The 1,715-nt window shown below is 56.9% G+C and carries 2 protein-coding genes; both read left to right on the top strand.

The window, feature by feature from the left end; translation table 11 throughout:
- The coding region (locus WBB85_RS10695) for an NAD(P)/FAD-dependent oxidoreductase (RefSeq protein WP_432638604.1) at positions 1-558 on the top strand (558 nt) is incomplete at its 5' end.
- 56 nt (positions 559-614) lie between these two features.
- Positions 615-1,565, top strand: a complete 951-nt coding sequence (locus tag WBB85_RS10690; RefSeq protein WP_432638603.1) for a glycine betaine ABC transporter substrate-binding protein — start codon at positions 615-617, stop codon at positions 1,563-1,565.
- Positions 1,566-1,715 lie beyond the last annotated feature (150 nt).

Below are 1,715 nucleotides of genomic sequence, written 5' to 3'. Positions count from 1 at the left end.
CACCAGGAGATGATTACTCAGTCGATTCCAGCCCTGGAAGCACTCGACTATGAGGTTCCAGCCTGGCGAGACAGCTATGTGTCCGGCAGCGTGCGTCAGGAAGCTAAAGGTGTTCTCGCAGGAGTTTACGAAGCCGAACCTAAGTTCTGGGCATTGGACGGTATTCCAGAAGATTTCAAGGAAGACCTGTTCCCACCCGAACTTGACCGCATCATGCCTCATCTGGAGCGGCTGATTGAGCGGATGCCGAGTTTTGGTGAAGCAGGCATCAAGGTCGTTAACAATGGGCCGATGTGCTGGACACCGGACGGGCTGCCTATGCTCGGTCCGATGCCGGACCATGAAGGTCTCTGGCTCGCGACTGGCTTCAACGTAGGGATCGGCACAGGTGGCGGCAGTGCCGAGTTCCTCGCCCACTGGATGACGACAGGAACACCGCCGTTTGATCTGGGCATCGTACATGCCGACAGGTTCGGCAACAGCATGAGCACCGAGACTGCGCTTGAGGCAATTCGCAGGACTTACGCGGTCGGCTATGAACTGCCGGACTGCATCTGACAAATGGCCGAGGCAGGGGGCTCGAAAAAAAATTGGTGCAACAAAGGGAGAGAAATATGAACAAGTTGAACTTTATGCTCGCGGCAACTGCGACAGCGGTTTGCGGACCAGCCATGGGCGCTGATATCGTGATTGGTGTTCCGAACTGGCCGTCGGTCAGCGCAACCGCAAACATCTTGAAAGTGATCATCGAGGACAATCTTGGCCTGTCCGTCGAACTCCAGAATGGCACCAACCCGATCGTGTTCGAGGCGATGGACAGCGGTTCGATGCAGGCCCATCCCGAGGTCTGGCTGCCAAACCAGCAGAATCTGTATGACACGTTCGTGACCGAAAAGGGCACCGTCGCGATGAACCCGCACGGCGTTGAGGCGTTTCAGGGGATGTGCGTCGACAAGGCGACGGCCGATGCCCATGAGATTCGCTCGATCGACGACCTGACCAAGCCCGAAATTGCCGCACTGTTCGACAGTGATGGCAATGGTCGGGGTGAGGTTTGGATCGGCGCACCCGGTTGGGCCTCTACGAACATTGAGAAAATTCGAGCCAAATCTTATGGTTATGATCAGACCATGGATCTCAGCGAAAGCGACGAAACACTTGCCTACGCCGGGCTCGACACCGCGATCAAGGCAGGCAAGCCCTGGGTCGGCTTCTGTTATACACCACACTACGTGTTTGCGTTGCATGACCTACAGATTCTGGCGGAACCGCCGCATGACGATGCAAATTGGGACGTCAAGCAGCCGACGGATGATCCGAACTGGCTTGAGAACTCTATGGCCGGTTCGGCGTGGTCTTCGGCCTATTTGCATCTGATGTACCAAAAGTCACTGAACGACACGCATCCTGAAGTGGCCAAGCTGTTCTCCAACATGGCTCTGACCACCGAAGAGGTCAGCGACATGACCTATGCGCTGGTTATCGATGGCAAGGATCCGGCGGACTACGCAAAAGAGTGGGTTTCGGGACATGAGGGCCAAGTCGTCAGCTGGCTGACTGATTGATCGTAACTTCTACGAAACTACATCACGGCCGCTGGCTCACCTGGCGGCCGTGAGCCTCGGAACCCGCCCCGAACAACCGGCCTGATACCGACCCTCGAGGCCAAAACGGGCGCCTGCAAGGCGCTCGTACCCCCTTTGGGTGCCCAAAGT

Origin of the sequence: Albidovulum sp. (assembly GCF_049646345.1) — a bacterium.
GTDB lineage: Bacteria > Pseudomonadota > Alphaproteobacteria > Rhodobacterales > Rhodobacteraceae > Albidovulum.
This window is presented reverse-complemented; position numbering and strand designations above follow the sequence as displayed.

What these genes read in the sequence shown, in the direction of transcription:
- WBB85_RS10690 (WP_432638603.1), top strand. Translation starts at nt 615, where the DNA reads ATGAACAAGTTGAACTTTATGCTCGCGGCAACTGCGACAGCGGTTTGC.